We start from the raw sequence: 19596 nt of genomic DNA, 5'->3' as shown, positions 1-19596 counted from the left end.
GACACTGTGGTCATTCTTCGGTGCCTTCCAATCTCAGAACGCTGGTCACGGATGTGACGGTTGCCATTTCCGCCAGGGCGGCCACGGTGTCCGCGAGCGCCGACTCCACGGCGTGGTGGGTCACCACGACCAGGCGCGCACCCGAGCCGTGCCCTTCTTGACGGACGGTCGAGATGCTCACCCCATGTGCGGCGAATTCGCCCGCCACCGCGGCCAGGACCCCAGGACGGTCTTCGACCTGGAGGTTCACGTGATAGCGGGTGGGCGTATCGCCGATCGGCGCGATCGGTAGCTCAGCATAAACCGATTCGCCAGGAGCGCGACCCCCGAAGAACTTGTTCCGTGCCGCCATCACCAGATCGCCGAGCACGGCCGACGCGGTCGGGGCCCCGCCCGCTCCCTGTCCGTAGAACATCAACCGCCCGGCGTTCTCCGCCTCGACGACGACCGCGTTGAACGCGCCGGTCACCGCGGCAAGGGGGTGCTTGCGGGGAATGAGCGCCGGGTAGACGCGTACCGAGACGCGCTCCTTGCCGCCGTCTTCCGGCCCCGGCTCGCCGGGGCCCGCGTCCACACGCTCGCAGATCGCCAGCAGCTTCACCGTGCAGTCCAGCGCCGAGGCGGTCTCGAAATCCTCAGCGGAGATCCGCGAGATGCCCTCGCGGTACACGTCGGCGGCGGTGACCCGGGTGTGGAACGCCAGCGAGGCGAGTATCGCGGCCTTCGCCGCGGCGTCGTAACCCTCCACGTCGGCGGTCGGATCGGCCTCCGCGTAGCCGAGCCGGGTCGCTTCGGCCAGCGTCTCCGAGTAGTCGGCGCCGGTCTCGTCCATCCCGGAGAGGATGAAGTTGGTGGTTCCGTTGACGATGCCGACGATCCGGTTCACCCGGTCGCCCGCGAGCGACTGGATCAGCGGCCGCACCACGGGGATGGCGCCCGCGACCGCGGCTTCGAAGTACAGGTCGGCGCGGCTGCGTTCGGCGGCCGCGGCGAGTTCGCCGGTGTAGTCGGCCAGCAGCGCCTTGTTCGCGGTCACCACGGATTTGCCCGCGTTCAGCGCGGCCAGGATCAACCGCCGCGGCGGATCGATGCCGCCGATCACCTCGACCACCAGGTCGACGTCGTCGCGGGCGACGAGTGCGTCGGCGTCGGTGGTCAGCAGGTCCGCGGGGATGCCGCGGTCGGCGGCGAGATCGCGCACGGCCACGCCGCGTAGCACCACCGGGGCGCCGACGCGAGACCGCAGGTCCTCGACGTGCTCACGCAGGATGCGCACGACCTCGGTGCCGACATTGCCCATGCCCAGGACCGCGACCCCGATCGGGCGATCGGGCCCCCAGACGCCGTTCTTCGCGTTCGCCGTCGTCACGCTTCCACCTCCAAGCTGAGCAGGTCCGCCACCGTCTCCCGGCGCAGGATCAGGCGCGACTGTCCGTCCCGCACCGCGACGACCGCGGGGCGGGTCAACTGGTTGTACCGGCTGGACATCGAGTAACAGTACGCGCCGGTGGCGGCGACGGCGACCAGGTCGCCGGGGCCGACGTCGGCGGGCATCCAGGTGTCGCGAATGACGATATCGCCGCTCTCGCAATGCTTTCCGACGACGCGCGCGACCACCGGCCCGGCCTGCGACGACCGCGAGACCAGGCGGCAATCGTAGTCGGCCTGATACAGCGCGGGCCGGATGTTGTCACTCATACCGCCGTCGACGCTCACGTAGCGGCGGCGCAGACCGCCGTCCAGCGAGACGTCCTTGATGGTGCCCACTTCGTAGAGCGTCACCGTGCCGGGACCGGCGATGGCGCGTCCGGGCTCCACCGCGATCACCGGCGTGGGCAGGCCCGCGCGTTCGGCTTCGGCGGCGACCAGTTCGCGCAGGTTCGCGGCGAAGCGGTCCAGCGGCGGCGGGTCGTCCGACGGCAGATACGAAATCCCCAGTCCGCCCCCGAGGTCCAGCGTCGCGATCTGCGCGGTGCGCTCGACGCCGAACTTGTCGACGGCCTCGCGCAGCAGGCCGAGCATGCGCCGCGCGGCGATCTCGAAGCCGTCGATCTCGAAGATCTGCGAGCCGATGTGGCTGTGCAGGCCGACCAAGCGCAGATTGTCGGCATCGAAGACGCGCGCGAGCGCCTCCATCGCGTCGCCGCCCGCGATCGAGAAGCCGAACTTCTGATCCTCGTGCGCGGTCGAGATGTACTCGTGGGTATGGGCTTCCACACCGACGGTGACCCGGACCAGTACGTCCTGCACCACGCCCGCGCGGCCCGCGACGGCTTCCAGGCGCTCGATCTCGATCAGCGAGTCGACCACGACGTGACCGACCCCCGCGGACACCGCGGTTTCCAGTTCCGAGACCGATTTGTTGTTGCCGTGCAAGGCGATTCGCTCCGCGGGGAAGCCCGCGTGCAGTGCGACGGCGAGTTCGCCGCCGGAGCACACGTCCAGCGAGAGACCCTCGTCCCGGATCCAGCGGGCGACCTCGCCGCACAGGAATGCCTTGGAGGCGTAGTGGACTCGCGCGTTCGACCCGAAGGCGCGCACCATATCGCGGCAACGGGAACGGAAGTCGTCCTCGTCGACCACGAACAGCGGGGTGCCGAACTGCGCGGCCAGCTCGTGCACCGGCACGCCCGCCAAGCGGACGACGCCGTCTTCGTCACGGACGCAGTTGCGCGGCCAGACGTTCGCGGGCAGGTCGATCATCTGCTTCGGATCGCTCGGACGCTCCGGCAGGTTCGGCGCGTGCGGGATCTCGGCATGCCGGGGACCGGCCGGGTGCGCGCTCATTTCCGCCTCTCGCTGACACTCGGCTCCGGCGCTGTCGCGCAGGCGGTAGCGATGGTTCGCTCGCTCACTGATGCTTCCTTCCTCGCTCTGGTCGACAGGCCGGTCACATGCGCTCCGGCGCGCTGACGCCGAGCAGGCCCAAGCCGTTGGCCAAGACCTGGCGCGTAGCGGTGACCAAAGCGAGCCGGGCGGCGTTCGTCGGTGAGACGGGGTCGTCACCCAGCGGCAGGACGCGCAGGTTCTTGTTGGTCTGGAAACGGTGGTACGCGCCGGCCAGCTCCTCGAGGTAGCGGGCCACCCGGTGCGGTTCACGCAGGCTCGCCGCACTGGCCACCACGCGCGGGTACTCGCCGAGGGTGCGGATCAGCTCGCCCTCTTCCTCCGCCGAGAGCAGCGCGAGGTCAGGGGTGACGGAGGCGTAGTCGAACTCGGCGGCGTTGCGCGCGATGGAGGCGGTGCGCGCGTGTGCGTACTGCACGTAGTAGACCGGGTTCTCGTTGCTCTGGCTGGCCCACAGGTTCAGGTCGATGTCGATGCTCGAGTTCACCGACGAACGCACCAGCGAGTACCGGGCCGCGTCCACACCGATCGCCTCGACCAGGTCGTCGAGCGTCACCACGGTGCCCGCCCGCTTGCTCATCTTCACCGCGACGCCGTCGCGCAGCAGATTCACCATCTGCCCGATCAGCACCTCGACGGTCGCCGGGTCGTCGCCGAACGCGGCCGCGGCGGCCTTCAGCCTGCCGATGTAGCCGTGGTGGTCGGCGCCGAGCATGTAGATGCACAGGTCGAAGCCGCGTGAGCGCTTGTCCTGGAAGTAGGCGATGTCACCTGCGATGTAGGCGGCCTTGCCGTCGCTCTTGATGACCACCCGGTCCTGGTCGTCACCGTATTCCGAGCTGGCGATCCACCAGGCCCCGTCCTTCTCGTACAGGTCGCCGGAGTTCTTCAGCCGCTCCACGGCCTTCTCGACCGCGCCGGAGGCGAACAGCGAGCTCTCGTTGAAGTAGACGTCGAAGTCGGTGCCGAACTCGTGCAGCGATTCCCTGATGTGCGCGAACATCAACTCGACGCCCTCGGCGCGGAACAGCTCCAGGCGCTCGGCCTCCGGCTTGCTCAGCACGTCGGGGTGGGCGGCGACGATCTTGTCGGCGATCTCGGCGATGTAGGCGCCCGCGTAACCGTTCTCCGGAGTCGGCGCGCCGGTGGCGGCCGCGACCAGCGAGGCGGCGAACCGATCGATCTGCGCGCCGTGGTCGTTGAAGTAGTACTCGCGCACCACGTCGGCGCCCTGCGCGGCCAGGATCCGGCCCAGCGCGTCACCGACCGAGGCCCAGCGGGTGCCGCCCAGATGTACCGGGCCGGTCGGGTTGGCGGAGACGAACTCCAGGTTGATCCGGGTGCCCTTCAGCGCCTCGGCGGTGCCGTACGCGGCACCCGCGGCGAGCACCCGCTCGATGATCGCACCCTGCGCGGAAGCCGCGAGGCGGATGTTGAGAAAGCCGGGTCCGGCGACCTGGGCGGCGGCGACGCCGTCCGCGTCGGACAGTGCGTCGGCCAGCCAGGTGGCCAGGTCACGCGGCTTGGTTCCGGCGCGCTTGGCCACCTGCATCGCGACATTCGTGGCATAGTCGCCGTGTTCCGGATTACGGGGACGCTCCACCGTGACCTCGTCGGGCAGGACCGCAGGGTCCAGTCCACGTTCGACGAGCACCTTCGCCGCGGTGGAGCGAAGGAGATCTGCAAGGTCAGCTGGAGTCACGAGTCTCTATCCTATGGTCTTGGCGGGTGTACACCACGGGGTGGGCACTGCGCAGCCAGCGGATCCATCCACGTCGAAAGAGCACACTGAGCGATGCCTAGCAGTCCCAGCGCCAAATCGGCCAAGGCCGCCAAGGCCGCGGCGAAGTTGTCGGGTCCCCGCAAGCGGGGCAGACAAGGACAGCTTCCGAAGAAGACGCGCCACATCCCCTGGCCGGCCATCGGCGCGGCCGTAGTAATCATCGCATTGATCGGCGCACTGGCTTACAACCTGGTCCCCAAGTACCGGGAAAAGGCCGACCTGGACAAGTACACGCCCAGCGCGCAGAAGAAGGACCCGTCCGAGGGGATCGCGGGCGTGGTGAAGAAGGAATACCCCGCCGGGCTGCACATCGGCGCGAACCAGCGCGTGGCCTACGACCAGGCGCCGCCCTTCGGCGGCCCACACGACCAGTCGTGGGCGACCTGCACCGGCGTGGTCTACAGCAAGCCGATCCGGGTGGAGAACGCGGTGCACTCGCTCGAGCACGGCGCGGTGTGGATCACCTACAACCCGGACAAGGTGAACGCCGACGGCATCGAGAAGCTGAAGTCGAAGGTCGAGGGCAAGCCGTACACGATGATGTCGCCCTACCCCGGTCAAGACACCGCGGTGTCGCTGCAGTCCTGGGGCCACCAGTTGAAACTCGACAGCGCGGACGACAAGCGCGTCGGCCAGTTCATCACCGCGCTGCGGCTGAACAACTACACCTACCCCGAAGTTGGTGCGGACTGCTCGACCATCGTCTTCGACACCGACAACCCGCCGCCGTTCGATCCGACGCCGCCCGGGCCGGACGCGGTGCCGATGGACGGCAGAGGTCTGCAGCCGGATCCGTCCGAGGTCGGCGGTCTGCCTGGTGTGCCCGGTGTGCCCGGTCTCCCCGGTGTGCCCGGTGTCCCCAGCGCTCCGGCGCCGACGCAGCCGGCGCCCGGCCAGCCCGCACCTGGCGCGGGGCAGTAGTGTCCGACGATCGCGAAGTGCCCGGGTCCGGCAAGCGCGAAACGCCTGCCGGGTCCGATGTGGGTGCGGCTCCTGCCGGGTCCGAGAACCGCGAACCCGCAGCCGACCCCGGGGACGGCAAAGTTTCCGCCAGGCCGGACGGCCCCGAAGCAGCCGAGTCCAACGACCCCGAAGCCGCAGCCAAGTCCGACGGAGCCGAAGCGACAGCCAGGCCCCACGACCGCGATATGACGGCCGAGTCCGGCCTGGGCGGCCAGTTCCGCCGTCAGCGCACCGCACTGCTGATCCTCGGCATCATCGGCGCCATCCTGATCGGCTTCGCGATCGGTGTGCTGGCGCGGATTCCGCTGGACGGTGCCACGGAGCCGGATCCGGGCCCGGTCGACGTCGGATTCAGCCAGGACATGTCGGCGCACCACGCCCAAGCCGTCGAAATGGCGGGCGTGGTGCTGGTGCGATCCACCGACACCGACGTCCGCCGCCTCGCCTACGACATCCTGACCACCCAGCAGAGCCAGATCGGGCGCATGCAGGGCTGGTTGCAGCTGTGGAACGAGCCCGCGCAGGGTGTGGACGGTTTCATGGGCTGGATGACCGAGCCGATGGGCGGACACGACCACACCGGGACGAACGAGCCGCACCACTCCGGCCCGATGGCCGCCATGCCGGGCATGGCGACCCCTGCCGAACTCGCCGCGCTGCGCCAGGCCACCAGCCCCACCCTCGACACCATGTTCCTGCAGCTCATGCTGCGCCACCACGAGGGCGGACTGCCGATGATCGACTACGCCGCCCAGCACGCCGCCACCACGGCGGTGCGCACGCTCGCGGAAACCATGGCCACAACCCAACGCGGTGAATCCGAGCTGATGACCACCATGCTCAGAACCCGCGGTGCCACCCCCCTTCGCTGACACGAAAACCCCGCCGCCGTCCGCGCTTTTTGGCGGACGGCGGCCGATACGATAGGCTGACCCAGCCCGATCGGACCGCCTTCCCGGCCCCGACCGAGTCCTATCCCGCCCTCGTAGCTCAGGGGATAGAGCGTCTGCCTCCGGAGCAGAAGGCCGCAGGTTCGAATCCTGCCGAGGGCACGCAGAAGAACGGCCCCTGACCAGCTAGCCTCTGGCCAGGGGCCGTTCTCGTCAACCAGTTCAGCCGCGTCGATGACACGAGATGACACAGCCTCACCCAAGTCTTCGTCACCTCCCGCAGCGCTTCGTCCTGAGACCGTGTCTTACGTGGTTGTGATTCGTATGCGTGGTAGCGGAATCGGCTGTGCTGCACGATGACTGGTCGTGGTCGACGAGTTGTCCAGGCGTCTGGTGCCTGGCGGCGGGTGGATGTTCAGCGGGTGGGGATGAGCAGGTGATGGTTGTAGCCGGTGACCAGCGTGCCCCAGGGAGCGATCGAGAGTTGTGCGGAGATGGAGGGCGGTGGGTCCGGCCGCGTGACGAGCGTGGCTGTGACCGGAACATCGATCAGCGGTCGGTCTCCCGCGGGCGTGGGAGCGGGCCCGGCCAGCACGGTGGGTTGACCGCTGGCGAGGTCGTAGGCGACGATCCAGTTCCGATCCGCGGCACCGACGGTGACGAGTAGCGCGTTGCCACTGATCCAGGCCGGGCCGGACGGCGGAATTGTCCCGGAGATCCGCGGCGGCGCCGGCAGCGGCGCCGTCCACAGCTCGTGCCCGTCAGGCCCGGTCAGATGGGCGGTGTTGCCGGTGACCGTCAAAAGATAGCCGCGCGTCAGCGGATACCCGCCCGGGGCGTCGGCTCCGGTGTTGTCGCCGAGTTTCTGGGCGCCGAGCGGTCGGCCGGTGCGTGCATCCAGAATGTCGAGGTTGCGGGTTCGAGAGCTGGACCCGGCATCCCTTCGCAGGACCGTAGCGACGGGGTCGGTGGGATCGTCGGGGACGTTCGGGAGAGTCAGATGTTCGTGGGGAACCGATGTGCGGGTCCACAGCACCCGTCCCGATTCGGGGTCCAACGCGCCGACGATCCTCGGCTCATAGATCTCGGCGGTCTTCGATGTCGCGCAGCTGAACTGCACCGCGCCGGCTCGCACGGTCCACACGAGTTTTCCGTAGATGACCAGGCCGGGTGTGCAACCGAGGTCTTCGGCTTGGACCGTCCACATCGGGGCCCCGGTGCGGGGGTTGTTGCGCGTCAATCGTTCCGGACTGGGCTGGTTCGGGTCGGAATATTCCGACCAGCCCTGCTGCTGGTCCGGCACCTTTCCGATGTCGCGGCTCCATAGTTCCTGCCCGGTGTCGGCGGCATAGGCGTGCACCCGGCTCTCAGCGCAGGAGTCGTTGTCGCAGTATGGGTTGGTCCACCGGACCACAAGGACGCGGCTCGCGTCGGCGGTGCTCACAACGGGCTGCAGCGCTGGACGGCGGACGTACCAGCGAGTCGCTCCGGTACGCGGATCCATAACGGTCAACTGGCCGACGTGCGTGGTGTACAGACCGTAGGCGGTCACGCCGATGCTGTCGGGACCGCCGACATGGTGGGCGAGGGTGATCCGGGTGAGATCCAGCACCGGGGCCGCCGATGTGGGCTCGGGCAGCGCGGCCGCGGTGACCGTGGAGCCGACCACTCCGGCGGGTTTCGCGCTGACGACAGCGACCACCACGCACACCAGTGCCGCCGCCACCGCGAACGCTCCCGTGCCGACCGCATGAGCAACGCCGGACCGCTCGTCGTCCTTCACGTCTGCGCGAATGGCCTCCGACAGCGTGATGACGGTCGTCAGCGCCGCGACGCCGAGCAGCACTCCGGCGACCAGCCACAGCATCAGCAATCCGTATCGGGGCGAGGATGGCAACTCCTCGAACGGGATATAACCGCTGCTGTCCAGCACGCCCCACACAACCAGCAGCACTGTGATCGCCGCCGCCCACACCACGACACCGACGATCACCGCGGCCGCCGAATTCTGCCAGCCCCGCCGGCGCGAGCTTTCCACCACACGCCACAGCCGCCAACCGCCGATCGCCGCCGCGATCGCGATGATCAGGAATAGCGTTGCGGTGCTGCGAAACCGGGTGCCGTCCCACACGTGCCGGAAGTGCACGACTCCCTGGATCCTGGTGGGGACATCCATGACCTCGACCTTGGCGACGAGCCACCCCAAGGCTGCCAGCAACAACAAGCCGTCGCGTGCTCGCGCTGCTAACCATAGAGTCCTGGACTGCATCTCACTCCCCGTTGATTCTGCGTCCTGTCGTCATGCCAAGACCCCACCGACCTCAGCAGCCGGGAGGGTCGAGACACCCGGCAGCATCGCACATGCCACCCCACCATGCACCAGCTCCGTTCGACGGTCCACTCGCGGTGAGGGCTCAATACTGGGAAGCCGTAGCCCGACGACGACAAATGGCGAGTGGCACACCTCGAGCGGGCTACCTCACGCTTGCCTCAGCCATGTACCACTCGCCTACGTATCCGGTTCGAATTCCTTGCGATTGCCGCTGATCGAACCCCTACTGCGAACCTCGGACACCCGGCATCCGCCAGCGCATACGATATCCACCGCGTGGCACACTGCGTCCCGACACCGGCGCGGCCGGTACCGCAGCGGGCATACGCCTACTTCCTGAGCACGGGAGCGTGAACAGTTTTGGCTGATGGCGGGGCTCGACGTGGGACGGTACGGCGATGGGCCACGGCAGGGGTTCTCGCCACCGTCGTCGCGGTACTCGGGATCATGTTGCTGCCCGAGATCACCGGGGATCGGCCACCGTTCGATCCGGGCTCGGTTCCGGGGACTCAAGTCGTCTGGGTGAGGGCGGCGGCGGGCGCGGACCGTGGGACGTTGGAACTGTGGCAGCGGGATCGATTTCGGCGCTGGGGGCGCACCTTGGCGGTACCGGCCTGGGTCGGGGCGGCCGGGATCTCACGGGAGGCCAGAGAAGGCGCCGCGTACACGCCGGAGGGGACCTTCGCGTTGACCGAAGGTTTCGGCCGCTTGCCCGGCGTGGGCGCGCAGCTTCCCTATCTGTCGGTGGATGCGTCCAATACCTGGTGGTGGGTCTCCGACACCGAAAGCCCGCTCTACAACCAGAAATTCCAGTGCACCGAAGGCGAATGCCCGTTCGATACCACCCGCAGCGAGAATCTCGGGCGAACCGATCCGCAGTACAACTATGCGCTGGTCATCGACTACAACCGGTTTCCTGTGGTGCCGAATCAAGGCTCGGCCTTCTTCGTCCACGTCGAGGTCGGCAGGCCGACCGCGGGCTGTGTCGCGGTGAGCGACGAGATCATGCGGACGTTGCTGGCCACCCTCGAACCATCGAGGAAACCGGTCATCGGCATCTACGCGAGCTGAATCCAGCTGAGCCGGAACACTTCCCGGTATGGGGAACAAGGGCGGGCAGTCGTACCCGGCATGGCCGACACTTGCTCGGGTGGGAGTGCCGCAGTCTCGGTTCACGGTGCCCGCGAGCGCCGATGCGATTGTTGCTGTTCGCGTGTGACCGGCACCCGGTTTCGAACACGATGGTTTTGCTCGCTCGACGCTCGAGAGGGTAAGTGAGTCCGCGTCGCCGTATAACCGAAGAAGTCACCGAACAGCTCACAGAGCTCATCGGACGGACGGCGACCGCCGCTTCGCTTCCTGAGAGGCGGGTGGCCGGTCACCTCCGTACCGGGAATATCGAGAAGCTGCAAGCAGACCGCGAGTATTCCGATGTCATACGACGCTCCACGCCCTCGGCTGCGGCGCCGGGCGCTTCGAATGCCGGATCGGACTCTTCGGGCAGCGGTACGAATACTCCGCGCGGCCCTCGTCCCGACACCGGCTTGGGTCCGGAGGTCGATGAACTGGTAGCGGCCTCCCCCTCGATACTCGTCCCGAAACTCGACGACATCCAGCGAAAGGGATGGCAGATACGTCACGGCCCACCCGGAGAAAAAGGAAGTTATACGGATAGAACCAATAGAGTCATCACTATAAATCACCACTACAAGGGCAAGGCAGAGACGACAACCGCGACCCTCGCTCACGAGCTGGGGCATGCCCATGGCCCACGGCCACAAACGGTGCCCTATGACGACCAGACCTCACCCCTCCGGTGGATAGACGACAACAAGCACTTGCGCCTACGAGACGAAGGTCGTGCCCAATTCACTGCCGTCGGCGGGTTGCGAGAAATATCGCAGAATCACCCGGATCATCCTCGGATAGCCGTGCCGGGCCGGCAAGGTGGACTCTACGAGTATATGTACGATATGCACCTCAACGGTGTCTCCGAGGACGAGACCATCGACCTCATGGCTCTGGGTTTCGAGAGGGAGATCATGAGTACGACCAGGGAAGAATACGGAACATTCTGGAGGCGATATTTCGAAGACGAATTCGTCGGACAGTATTTGCATTCCCGATTTCGAATGATGCTGGATCACGGGTTCATGAGTCCACGGCAGGCACTGGCGGAACAAGAGGCATTGTGGCACGCAACCCGCAGATCATAAAGGAGGATCGTCATCGACGACGACATGTTCTCGATCAGCCGGATTCGTTTTCTCATCGAAAGGGTGGCCTCTTCCGATATCACTCCGGAGACGGTATCGGAGATATTCGCGGTATCGCTACGCGAAGTCGACAGCACGAATACTCACGTTCGCGAATTCGAAGGACGCCCTGACGCCGGACCGTTCTCCACCGTGTCGCTCCGCGTCACCGGGGCGTCCGCGGTTGATGTCGCCGCGCTCTTGACTCTCATTCCCAGAAAAGAGGTTCGACTCACCCAAGCCGACTTAGCCGGTTCTTTCGCATTCTCCCGGGAAGACGTGGACGTCAATCCACATATACCCCCTGAAGGTACGATTTCGTATCGAGAAATGCTCGATGACAGGAGGATGGTGATCCTCGAGCTCACCTACCGGACGCGGTTGCTTCGTACGATCGCCATCCACGAGAAAGTCTCGACCGAGCCGGGCGGCGGGTGAGGACCGGCGCGGACCACCCGCAAGAAGGGCTCCCAGAATGGGAGCCCCTTTCGCTCGAATGGCGGGGTATGGCGTCTCGGCGGTTACGGCAGGGGTTCGGTGGGTTTGTCGGTGGCGGTCAGGACGCCTGCGTCGGCGAGATACGTGAAGACAGGGGCGGTGAGGCCCGGCGGGAGGAAGTAGAAGTGGGTTTTGGTCACGGTGCCGTTCTCGGTGGCATCGCACAGCGCGTGCAGGGCAGTCGGGTCGACGGTGAGCGCGGTCAGTTTGCCCGCCTCGTAGTCCATCTCCACCCACTTCGCGTGGATGGCGGCGCTCATGACGCTGCCGGTGAAGCTCTCCCGGTCGGAGGCGGCGCTGAGGCTCAGCTCCAAGCCGTCGTCCAGGTCGGTCGGCGTGTGCTGCCAGCGGCCGAATTCCCACCAGCGCACGAAGCTGACCGGGCCTTGCACGCCGCCGGGCAGCTTCGCGGTCGGTTCCACCGAGCGCACCCATGCGGGGGCCGCGGCCAGCGGATCGTAGGAGGTCCCGGTGACCTCGTTGTCCTCGTCCCTCCCGAATAGCAGCGCGCGCTCGCCGGGATATCTGACCAGCGAGTACCAATTGCCCTCGCCGTCGTCGCTGATCAGCCGGCCGCCCTCCACTGCGGCCGTCTGCCCGATCTCCTGTCCGCCCGCGACCCCATCGGTGTGCGTGGCGAAGGTGATCACGTCCAAGACGGTCACACGTGCCCACAGCACCTCGGGATGCGGCAACTGAAATCCCATGCCGGGCAACGTATCACCGGCCCCTTACTGCGACAACTGGATCGGCGACCGGCCGGACGACCCATTCCGGCCGGGGATTCCGTTCCGGCAAACCGGGGCGAGTAGGGCACTCACAGCGGTCTCACGAAAACAGGCGCGACAGGCAAATCCATGGCAATGAACCCGGCCCCGTTCACATCGCATTCTCGCGCAGCCGATCAGATGGAATCCGGTCCGGATTGTCCGGTGCGACGCGGGCGCAGCGCGTAGGCCGGGACCAACTGGTCGCGCACGTGCAGATCCGGACGGCCGTCGGCGAACTGGATGCTGTAGGTCACCCGGCCGATCCAGTCCCCGTCGACGGTGGGCAGCCAGTGCGTCAGGGTTCCGGGGCGCTCGCCGCGCATGATGACACCGGCGCCGTTCACGTGCCGCGGGATCCCCGGGTCACGGACCAGGATCGCGTCCAGCCGCACCCAGACCGGCCGCGGCGGGTAGGTCAGGGTCCGGTAGTAGTGGCCGGTCCTGCTCGGGTAGACCAGCTCCGGTTCCGTGCCTTCGGTTCGCGGCGTTTCATCGCTAGTCGAACCCATGTTCGAATATTAGCCAGAGGTGTGCGGCGAGCACCAGGCAACCCGGGTCTCGAATCGGGCATATGACCAAGGCCACCTGAGCCTGTCGCCCGCGCTCGCGGCGATCTAATATGAATGTTCTAGAATGATCATATTAGAAGGAGTCGGAAATGTCGGCGAAGTTCGAAGTTGTCAAGGGTTTCTACGCCGCGACACAGACCGGTGACGGACCGGCGATCCTTGCCCTGCTGCATCCGGAGTTCGAAGCGCGAACCGCCCCAGGCATGCCGTGCGGGGCGGGCGGAGCCTTCCACGGGCCGCTCGCGACGATGACGCGGGTCTGGGGCGCGGTCGACCGGGATTTCGACACCGCGCCGTACGACGAGACGTGGCAGGAGACAACGGACGGCACCGTCGTGGTGACGGGTCACTATCGCGGCACGGCCCGCGCCACCGGCCGCGAGTACGAGGCCGAGTTCGTGCACCTGTGGCAGGTCGACGACGAAGGCCGCATCACGCGACTGCACCAGTACACCGACACCGCACGCTGGCACGCCGCGTTGAACGCCTGACCACGGGACCCGGCCGTCCGCCACCAGGTCGCGGCGACCTTGCGAACGGTCCGGCCGGTTTGGTTTCCGGTCGCCCGGGCACGCCTTTGCCGTAACGATCCTGGCACCGGGGGTAGACCGGAGGACGACATGGCGTATCCGCCGGGCGGGCAACCGCCGGACGATCGACCGCACTACCCGCAACAGCCGTCGCCTGGGTACGGACCACCCGGACCGGGGGTGCCTCCACCCGGCCCGGGTCAGCCGCCACCGGGCTACCCGCCCTGGGGTTATCCCCCGCCACCGCCGAAGAAGAGCAACACCGGATTGATCGCAGGCTTGGTGGTGATAGTCGTGCTGGTGATCACGGGCGCGGTGATCGCGGGTGTGTTGTTGACCTCGCAGGGCAAAGGTCCGCTCGCCTCGAACGAGAAACGGGTCGAGCTGGCGATCCGCGACTTCTACGAGACCCTGGACTCGCGTGGCTTCCGAGCGGCGGCCGAGCTGGCGTGTACGCACGAACGCGCCGCGTTCGAGGCGATGACCGAGAGCGAGAAGATGGAGATCGACAGCACCTCGGTTGCGGTGTCCATCGATAGGATCGAGGACATCGTCGTCTCCGGGGACACCGCGACCGCGAAGGTAACCGGCAAGCTCGCCGTCGCGGTGCCCGGCGAGCAGCCCGATACCGAAACCAGCACGACCGAGCACCTGAAGAAGGAAGACGGCAAGTGGAAGGTCTGCTCCGCGGAGGGCACGCGCTGATCGAATGCACGCACGCATGACTTGCTGCGGACCCAACCGCAGAACCGTTCTCGGAGCACTGGGCCTCGCCGCACTGCTCCCCTTCGCCGGTCGCACGAAAAATGCTCGGGCACAGTCGAATTCAGCGATCGCCACGGATCTGGAAGTGGTGACGATCACCGACACCTCGGTGATCCTCACGTGGACCACGCTCGCGCCCGGCGCGGACGGCCGGCTGATCCCCGTCGATGCCGACACCCACGTGCGGATCGGTCCCGCCGACTCACCGCGCACCCCGGCGCCGGTCTTCGCCGACGATCGCCGCACACCGTTCCACCATGCCGAGATCGACGGGCTCGAACCGGGCCGCGCCTACCGTTTCGAAGCCTGGTCGGCGGGCCTGCGCGCCGCGCCCGCGCTTTCGCTCACCACGGCCGACCCCGCCGCGCCGGAAGCGCGCGGCGAGTTCACCACACTGGTGCCCCCACCCGGCCGCAGGCTGCGCACCCTGGCACTGGCCAACGACGTGCACTACGGCGAGCAGGTCAGCGGGCTGCTCGTCGGCGAGCTGCCGCCCGGCTTCCGCCAGGGCCCCGGGCTCGCTCCCTATCCCGAGGTGATGCTGGCCGCGGTACTGGAGGATCTACGCCGCCCGGACCGCGGAGCCGAACGACTGCTGCTCGCGGGCGACCTGACCGCCGAAGCCTCCGAGCACGACACCCGCTCCGTGCGGGCCCGCCTCGACGCGTGGGGAGCGCTCGGGCGGGACTACCTGGCCGTGCGCGGCAACCACGACCGGCCGCACGTCGGCGCCGAATACGCCGGTTGCACGCCCGCGCCCACCGACCACCGCGACTGCTGGGCCGACGTCTTCTCCGCACGGCAGCAACTGGTCGAACACGAGGTCGGTGGACTGCGGATACTCGGACTGGACACCAGCATGCTCGACGGGGCGGGCGGGTCCATCGAACGGCCCCAGTTCGATCGCCTCGCCGAACGCCTGCGCGCCGACCCGGACCGGCCGACGCTGCTGTTCGGCCATCACCCGGTCACCGCCGAGTCCGGACTGACCAACCTCGCCGGGCCGGGATTCGTGCTCGATCGACGCGACAGCGACGAGTTGCAGGCGCTCTACGCCCGGTGCCCGGGCGTCTTCCTGCACCACAGCGGCCACACCCACCGCAACCGCCGCACCAGGCCGGACGCGCCGTGCGCGGTGGAGTTCCTCGAAGTCGCCGCGGTCAAGGAGTATCCGGGCGGCTACAGCCTGCTGCGCCTCTACGAAGGCGGCTACATGGTCAATTTCTACAAGACGCGCACCGAGGAAGCGCGGCGCTGGAGCGCGCTCACCCGCGGTGAGTACTTCGGGCTGCTCCCGGATTACACGCTTGGCACCTGCGCCGACCGCAATCACGTTGTGCTGCGCGATTTCTCGGGACTGGCGTAGCGGGCGGGAGACTTCGCCACATCCGGGAACGTTTGCGCACGTAAGACGCGGTATCTTCCTTAGGCAAGCCTCAGCATGCACGAGGGACGCGGTCGGAAGGACGAGAATGAAGTCGGTCAGATGGAAGACGATTGCCGCCGCATCGGCCCTCATGCTGACAGCCCTCGGCCTCACGGCTTGCTCCGATTCCTCCGGCGACGCGAACGAGATCACCGTCTACAACGCGCAGCACGAATCGCTCACCAAGGAGTGGGCCGACGCGTTCACCAAGGAAACCGGCATCAAGGTGACCTTGCGCCAGGGCGGCGACACGGCACTGGGCAATCAACTGGTGGCCGAGGGCGCGGCGTCCCCCGCCGACGTCTTCCTCACCGAGAACTCGCCCGCCATGGCGCTGGTGGAGAACGCGGGCCTGTTCGCCGACGTGGACGCGAAGACCCTGGACCAGGTGCCCGCGCAGTTCCGCCCGTCCACCGGCAAGTGGACCGGCGTGGCGGCGCGCTCAACGGTTTTCGTCTACAACAAGAACAAGGTCCAGCCCGGACAGCTGCCTGCCTCGCTGCTCGATCTGGCACAACCGCAGTGGAAGGGCCGCTGGGGCGCGGGCGTGTCCGGCGCCGACTTCCAGGCGATCGTGGCCGCTCTGCTCGCGCAGAAGGGTGAGGACGTCACTCGTGCCTGGCTGAAGGGCATGAAGGAGAACGCGACACCCTTCCCGAACAATGTCGCCACCATGAAGGCGGTCAACTCCGGCGGCCCGGACGGCGGCGTCATCTACCACTACTACTGGTACCGCGACCAGGCGAAGACGAAGGAGAGCAGCGCCGATACCGCCTTGCACTACTTCAAGAACCAGGACCCCGGGGCGTTCGTCAGCGTCTCCGGCGGCGGCGTGCTGAAGGCGAGCAAGAAGCAGGAGGCGGCGCAGAGGTTCCTGGCGTTCATCGTGGGCAAGGCCGGGCAAGAGGTGCTGCGCGACGGCACGTCGATGGAATACCCCGTCGCCGGCGGCGTGGCCGCGAACCCGGCTCTGCCGCCGCTGGCCGAGTTGCAGGCTCCCGCGATCGATCCGTCGAAGCTCGATTCGAAGAAGGTCTCGGCGCTGATGACCGAAGCGGGTCTGCTGTAACCGTGACACTCCGGACCGTTGTCGCCGCGCCCCGGATCGGCAGGCCAGGGCCGGTGGTCACGGGGATCGCGCTGTTGCTGGTGGCGGCGACGTTCGTGCCGCTGGGATACATCGTTTCGACGGTCTGGTCCACCGGCCTCGATCAGGCGGCCGAGCTGGTGTTCCGGCCGAGAGTCGGTGAGTTGCTGGGCAATACGGCGGCCCTGGTGGTGTGCACTGTACCGGCCTGTGTGGCGCTCGGGGTCGGGCTGGCCTGGGTGGTCGAGCGCACCGACGTTCCGGGGAAGTCGTGGTGGGGGCCGGTTTTCGCGGCGCCGCTCGCGGTGCCCGCCTTCGTCAACAGCTACGCCTGGGTCAGCGTCTTCCCGACCATGCACGGCCTGTGGGCCGGCGTGGTGATCTCCACGATGTCCTACTTCCCGCTGGCCTACCTGCCCGCGGCCGCCACGCTGCGCCGCTTGGACCCGGCGGTGGAGGAGTCGGCGCGAGCGCTGGGCTCGGGGCCGGTCGCGGTGTTCGCGCGGGTCGTGCTGCCGCAGTTGCGCTTGGCCGTCCTCGGTGGCGGGTTGCTCATCGCGCTGCATCTGCTCGCCGAGTACGGCGCCTTCGTGATGATCCGGTTCGACACGTTCACCACGGCCATCTTCGAGCAGTACCAGTCCAGCTTCGCCGGTCCGGCGGGCAGCATGCTCGCCGGTGTGCTCGTGCTGTGCTGCCTGGCACTACTCGGGGCCGAGGCCGGGCTGCGCGGCCGGGCCCGCTACGCCCGGATCGGCGGCGGTGCGCCGCGCGCCGCCCCCCGGATCCGATTGGGGCTCGGCACGTTGCCGGTGCTGGTCGCGCTCGTCGCCGTGACGGCGGGCGCCCTCGGCGTGCCGCTGTGGACCATCGGGCGCTGGTTGCGCATCGGCGGAGCGGCGGTGTGGGATCTCACCGACCTCGGCGACGCGCTCGGGCAGACGGTCGGCCTCGCGGCCGTCGCCGCGCTGCTCACCACCCTGTGCGCGTTCCCGGTCGCGTGGATCGCGGTGCGCTCCACCTCGACGTTCGCCCGGCTGGTCGAGGGCGCCAACTACATCACCAGTTCGTTGCCCGGCATCGTGATCGCACTGGCCATGGTGACCGTGACCATCCGATGGACGCCCGCGCTCTATCAGACGGTGGGCATGGTGATCGCCGCCTATCTGCTGTTGTTCCTTCCCCGCGCGCTGGTCGGTGTGCGCGCCGGGCTCGCCCAGGTGCCGGTCGGTCTGGAGGAGGCTTCCCGGTCGCTGGGTAAGTCGGGCCCGGCGACGTTCTTCCTCGTCACGCTGCGGCTGACCGCGCCCGCCGCGGCCGCCGCCGCCGCGCTGGTGTTCGTCGCCGTGGCGACCGAACTCACCGCGACGCTGCTGCTGGCGCCCAACGGCACTCGCACGCTGGCGATGCGGTTCTGGGGCCTGTCCGGTGAATTGGACTACGCGGCCGCCGCACCGTACGCCCTGATCATGATCGTCACCGCCGTGCCGGTCACGTACCTGCTGTTCACCAACTCGCGGAAGGCGGCCGGGATATGAGTCGCGTCGCCGTCACCGATGTGTCGAAGACGTTCGGCCACACCCGGGTTCTCGACGGGATCACCCTCGACGTGCCGGACCACACGGCGACCGCCGTGGTCGGGGCGTCCGGGTGCGGCAAGACCACTCTGCTGCGGGTGATCGCCGGATTCGAGTCGCCGGACGCGGGTTCGGTGTCGATCGGAGCGCAGACCGTCGTCGGCGAGCGCGTCGCGGTGCCGCCGCAGCGCCGCAACGTCGGCTACGTCGCCCAGGACGGGGCGCTGTTCCCGCACCTGACCGTCGGCCAGAACATCGCCTACGGACTGCCCGGCCCGCGCCGCCGCAGCCGCGGGCGGGTGCACGAACTGCTGGAGATGGTGTCGCTCGACGCGTCCTACGCCGACCGGCGGCCGCATCAGCTCTCCGGCGGCCAGCAGCAGCGCGTCGCCCTGGCCCGCGCGCTGGCGCGCAAGCCGTCGGTGATGCTGCTGGACGAGCCGTTCAGCGCGCTCGACGCGGGCCTGCGCGCGACGACCAGGCAGGCCGTGGCCGAGACGCTGCGCGAAGCGGGCATGACCAGCATCCTGGTGACCCACGACCAGGAGGAGGCGCTGAGTTTCGCCGAGCAGGTCGCGGTGATGCGCGAGGGACGCTTCACCCAGGTGGGAAAGCCCCAGGAGGTCTACGCCACGCCGAAGGACCTGTTCACCGCCCGATTCCTCGGCGACTGCGTACTACTGGAAGCGGTGGTCGAAGCCGGCGTGGCCAAGTGCGCGCTGGGGCGGATCCCGGTGCAGCGCGATGCCCCGACCGGGACGGTGACCATCATGATGCGGCCGGAACAGATCGTGGCCCAGCCTGTTTCGGAAGGACAGCCGGACAGCGGCCGGGTCCGCGCCGTCGAGTTCCGCGGCGCCGACGTGATCCTGTCGATCGATCTGGACGGCGCCGCCACCCCGGTCCACGTGCGCCGGGCCAGCGTCGACGCCCCGGCCGTCGGCCGGCGCGTGCGCCTGGAAGTGCTCGGCTCGGCAGTGGCGTACGCCGAGCCGACAAAGAAAGACTGATCGAAGACACCGTCGGCACAGATGCATCCCTGGCGGCATCACGTCCGCTCGGATCAGACCACGCGCCGGCCGGACAGTACGCCTCGAAGTGTTCGGCTCGGCGGTGACGTGTACCGAGCCGAACACCGAGGACATCCGGAGCGAGCGGCGGGAATTGAACCCGCGTAAACGGCTTTGCAGACCGTTGCCTAAACCACTCAGCCACGCCCGCCTCGCTCTAGATAGTGCCCGCGGCGGTTCGCCCTGCCCAGCGTTACGCTCACCGTGATCCGAAGCCTGGTCGGATGTCCCCGT

The 19596-nt window shown here is 67.9% G+C and carries 16 protein-coding genes and 2 tRNA genes; 11 read left to right on the top strand and 7 right to left on the bottom strand.

The window, feature by feature from the left end; genetic code table 11:
* Positions 1-10: 10 nt before the first annotated feature.
* The 3 genes from M8859_RS11010 to argS form a co-directional block, all read right to left on the bottom strand.
* Positions 11-1369 carry a homoserine dehydrogenase gene (locus M8859_RS11010; RefSeq protein WP_308221184.1) on the bottom strand — a complete coding sequence of 453 codons (1359 nt, stop codon included), beginning with the start codon at positions 1367-1369 and terminating at the stop codon, positions 11-13.
* Complete coding sequence (gene lysA / locus M8859_RS11005) at positions 1366-2787, bottom strand: diaminopimelate decarboxylase (protein WP_195071588.1); 1422 nt, start codon at positions 2785-2787, stop codon at positions 1366-1368. Before lysA ends, M8859_RS11010 begins: the two co-directional genes overlap by 4 nt.
* Positions 2788-2890: 103 nt before the next feature.
* Positions 2891-4549 carry an arginine--tRNA ligase gene (gene argS / locus M8859_RS11000; RefSeq protein ID WP_159930796.1) on the bottom strand — a complete coding sequence of 553 codons (1659 nt, stop codon included), beginning with the start codon at positions 4547-4549 and terminating at the stop codon, positions 2891-2893.
* A 93-nt stretch (positions 4550-4642) separates the two neighbouring features.
* Between argS and M8859_RS10995 the strand changes: the two genes are divergently transcribed.
* The 3 genes from M8859_RS10995 (at position 4643) to M8859_RS10985 (ending at position 6645) form a co-directional block, all read left to right on the top strand.
* Positions 4643-5551: a thioredoxin-like domain-containing protein gene (locus M8859_RS10995; protein ID WP_159930797.1), complete on the top strand. Its 909-nt coding sequence runs from the start codon at positions 4643-4645 to the stop codon at positions 5549-5551.
* 227 nt (positions 5552-5778) lie between these two features.
* Entirely contained in the window at positions 5779-6465 is a 687-nt protein-coding gene (locus M8859_RS10990) for a DUF305 domain-containing protein (RefSeq protein WP_159930800.1), read from the top strand.
* 107 nt (positions 6466-6572) lie between these two features.
* A tRNA-Arg gene (locus M8859_RS10985) sits at positions 6573-6645 on the top strand.
* Positions 6646-6898: 253 nt separating this feature from the next.
* Here the strand turns inward: M8859_RS10985 and M8859_RS10980 are convergent.
* Positions 6899-8707: an outer membrane protein assembly factor BamB family protein gene (locus M8859_RS10980; protein WP_159989360.1), complete on the bottom strand. Its 1809-nt coding sequence runs from the start codon at positions 8705-8707 to the stop codon at positions 6899-6901.
* Between the two features lie 555 nt (positions 8708-9262).
* Here M8859_RS10980 and M8859_RS10975 point away from each other — a divergent pair.
* Both M8859_RS10975 and M8859_RS10970 read left to right on the top strand, forming a co-directional pair.
* Complete coding sequence (locus M8859_RS10975; RefSeq protein WP_249644172.1) at positions 9263-9886, top strand: L,D-transpeptidase family protein; 624 nt, start codon at positions 9263-9265, stop codon at positions 9884-9886.
* Positions 9887-11055: 1169 nt separating this feature from the next.
* Positions 11056-11508: a hypothetical protein gene (locus tag M8859_RS10970; RefSeq protein ID WP_159930666.1), complete on the top strand. Its 453-nt coding sequence runs from the start codon at positions 11056-11058 to the stop codon at positions 11506-11508.
* An 83-nt stretch (positions 11509-11591) separates the two neighbouring features.
* On the opposite strand, the gene M8859_RS10965 is transcribed toward M8859_RS10970, so the two are convergent.
* Positions 11592-12275, bottom strand: a complete 684-nt coding sequence (locus M8859_RS10965) for a hypothetical protein (RefSeq protein WP_159930667.1) — start codon at positions 12273-12275, stop codon at positions 11592-11594.
* A gap of 197 nt (positions 12276-12472) precedes the next feature.
* The gene (locus M8859_RS10960; protein WP_159930668.1) at positions 12473-12847 is read right to left on the bottom strand and encodes a hypothetical protein; all 375 of its coding nucleotides are present in this window, start codon (positions 12845-12847) and stop codon (positions 12473-12475) included.
* A 149-nt stretch (positions 12848-12996) separates the two neighbouring features.
* Between M8859_RS10960 and M8859_RS10955 the strand changes: the two genes are divergently transcribed.
* The 6 genes from M8859_RS10955 (at position 12997) to M8859_RS10930 (ending at position 19302) form a co-directional block, all read left to right on the top strand.
* Positions 12997-13398 carry a nuclear transport factor 2 family protein gene (locus tag M8859_RS10955; RefSeq protein WP_159930669.1) on the top strand — a complete coding sequence of 134 codons (402 nt, stop codon included), beginning with the start codon at positions 12997-12999 and terminating at the stop codon, positions 13396-13398.
* A 129-nt stretch (positions 13399-13527) separates the two neighbouring features.
* The gene (locus M8859_RS10950; RefSeq protein WP_249644171.1) at positions 13528-14142 is read left to right on the top strand and encodes a nuclear transport factor 2 family protein; all 615 of its coding nucleotides are present in this window, start codon (positions 13528-13530) and stop codon (positions 14140-14142) included.
* A gap of 148 nt (positions 14143-14290) precedes the next feature.
* The gene (locus M8859_RS10945; protein ID WP_236565782.1) at positions 14291-15568 is read left to right on the top strand and encodes a purple acid phosphatase family protein; all 1278 of its coding nucleotides are present in this window, start codon (positions 14291-14293) and stop codon (positions 15566-15568) included.
* Positions 15569-15674: 106 nt separating this feature from the next.
* Entirely contained in the window at positions 15675-16697 is a 1023-nt protein-coding gene (locus tag M8859_RS10940) for an iron ABC transporter substrate-binding protein (RefSeq protein WP_159930670.1), read from the top strand.
* A gap of 2 nt (positions 16698-16699) precedes the next feature.
* The gene (locus tag M8859_RS10935) at positions 16700-18253 is read left to right on the top strand and encodes an ABC transporter permease (RefSeq protein WP_159930671.1); all 1554 of its coding nucleotides are present in this window, start codon (positions 16700-16702) and stop codon (positions 18251-18253) included.
* On the top strand, positions 18250-19302 hold the full coding sequence (locus M8859_RS10930; protein WP_159930672.1) for an ABC transporter ATP-binding protein: 1053 nt from the start codon (positions 18250-18252) through the stop codon (positions 19300-19302). Before M8859_RS10935 ends, M8859_RS10930 begins: the two co-directional genes overlap by 4 nt.
* Positions 19303-19441: 139 nt before the next feature.
* On the opposite strand, the gene M8859_RS10925 is transcribed toward M8859_RS10930, so the two are convergent.
* Positions 19442-19513: transfer RNA gene (locus M8859_RS10925), tRNA-Cys, on the bottom strand.
* Between the last annotated feature and the right edge of the window lie 83 nt (positions 19514-19596).

The sequence above is a fragment of the Nocardia sputi genome (genome assembly GCF_023501985.1).
This window is presented reverse-complemented; position numbering and strand designations above follow the sequence as displayed.

Bases quoted from the DNA above. Each gene is read 5' to 3' on its own strand.
- M8859_RS10960 (WP_159930668.1), bottom strand. From the start codon at position 12,847: ATGGGTTCGACTAGCGATGAAACGCCGCGAACCGAAGGCACGGAACCG.
- M8859_RS10950 (WP_249644171.1), top strand. From the start codon at position 13,528: ATGGCGTATCCGCCGGGCGGGCAACCGCCGGACGATCGACCGCACTAC.
- lysA (WP_195071588.1), bottom strand. From the start codon at position 2,787: ATGAGCGCGCACCCGGCCGGTCCCCGGCATGCCGAGATCCCGCACGCG.
- M8859_RS10990 (WP_159930800.1), top strand. From the start codon at position 5,779: ATGACGGCCGAGTCCGGCCTGGGCGGCCAGTTCCGCCGTCAGCGCACC.
- M8859_RS10965 (WP_159930667.1), bottom strand. From the start codon at position 12,275: ATGGGATTTCAGTTGCCGCATCCCGAGGTGCTGTGGGCACGTGTGACC.
- M8859_RS10970 (WP_159930666.1), top strand. From the start codon at position 11,056: ATGTTCTCGATCAGCCGGATTCGTTTTCTCATCGAAAGGGTGGCCTCT.
- M8859_RS10955 (WP_159930669.1), top strand. From the start codon at position 12,997: ATGTCGGCGAAGTTCGAAGTTGTCAAGGGTTTCTACGCCGCGACACAG.
- M8859_RS10930 (WP_159930672.1), top strand. From the start codon at position 18,250: ATGAGTCGCGTCGCCGTCACCGATGTGTCGAAGACGTTCGGCCACACC.
- M8859_RS10940 (WP_159930670.1), top strand. From the start codon at position 15,675: ATGAAGTCGGTCAGATGGAAGACGATTGCCGCCGCATCGGCCCTCATG.
- M8859_RS10975 (WP_249644172.1), top strand. From the start codon at position 9,263: ATGTTGCTGCCCGAGATCACCGGGGATCGGCCACCGTTCGATCCGGGC.
- M8859_RS10995 (WP_159930797.1), top strand. From the start codon at position 4,643: ATGCCTAGCAGTCCCAGCGCCAAATCGGCCAAGGCCGCCAAGGCCGCG.